Raw genomic sequence first — 633 nt, 5'->3', positions numbered from 1 at the left:
CGGCAGCAGGGCGGGTGTGCGCTGATGGATGCAGTGATCGCTTGTGCGTTGGATGGTTGTGGCTCCAGATTTGATGCAAGCCCATGTGAGTGTGGAAAACGAATTCCCAGAAGATTTATTCAACGCAATGGCAGCCTTTATCGAAAAACATCCTGAATGGGATCAATACCGCCTGGTCCAAGCGTCGGTGGCAGCATTCCTGTTTCAGCAGGGCAGCAAGGAACCAGCGGTAGTACAGCACTACCTAAATGGCTTATTTCAACGGCCACGGCAAACCCAGGCATCAGTACAACAAAGGTGACTTCTTTTTTATGCAGAGGTGGGGCGTTCTCTAGGCCAAGGGTTTCAAACAACAATCTGATTACGAATCGCTATTACGAATCGTTATTTAGCTCCGTTAAATACAAGCCTGATTACCCCACTCCGCCATTCAGCTTCATATCCAAACGCTGGAGCAGATCAATTAGTTGCTGGAAACAACCTGTTTTGATTTGGATTAATGAACCAATAGCAACCCAGCAAACAAGCATCCCAGTAACTTTGGCAAAGGAGGCATAAACCTCATCCAAAGGGTGACATCTTTCCTGGCCGCTACCGGCCATAAAAAGCGCCTCAGCCAACTTACCTTACTAC

At 48.0% G+C, this 633-nt stretch carries 2 protein-coding genes; one reads left to right on the top strand and one right to left on the bottom strand.

The features are described from left to right. Positions 1 to 52 precede the first annotated feature (52 nt). Entirely contained in the window at positions 53 to 301 is a 249-nt protein-coding gene (locus C7K08_RS15030) for a DUF2811 domain-containing protein (protein ID WP_241537306.1), read from the top strand. A 112-nt stretch (positions 302 to 413) separates the two neighbouring features. Here C7K08_RS15030 and C7K08_RS15025 read toward each other — a convergent pair whose 3' ends face one another. Further along, positions 414 to 620: a hypothetical protein gene (locus C7K08_RS15025; protein ID WP_106501214.1), complete on the bottom strand. Its 207-nt coding sequence runs from the start codon at positions 618 to 620 to the stop codon at positions 414 to 416. Positions 621 to 633: the final 13 nt, after the last annotated feature.

This window comes from Synechococcus lacustris str. Tous, from assembly GCF_003011125.1.
Classification (GTDB): domain Bacteria; phylum Cyanobacteriota; class Cyanobacteriia; order PCC-6307; family Cyanobiaceae; genus Synechococcus_D; species Synechococcus_D lacustris.
This window is presented reverse-complemented; position numbering and strand designations above follow the sequence as displayed.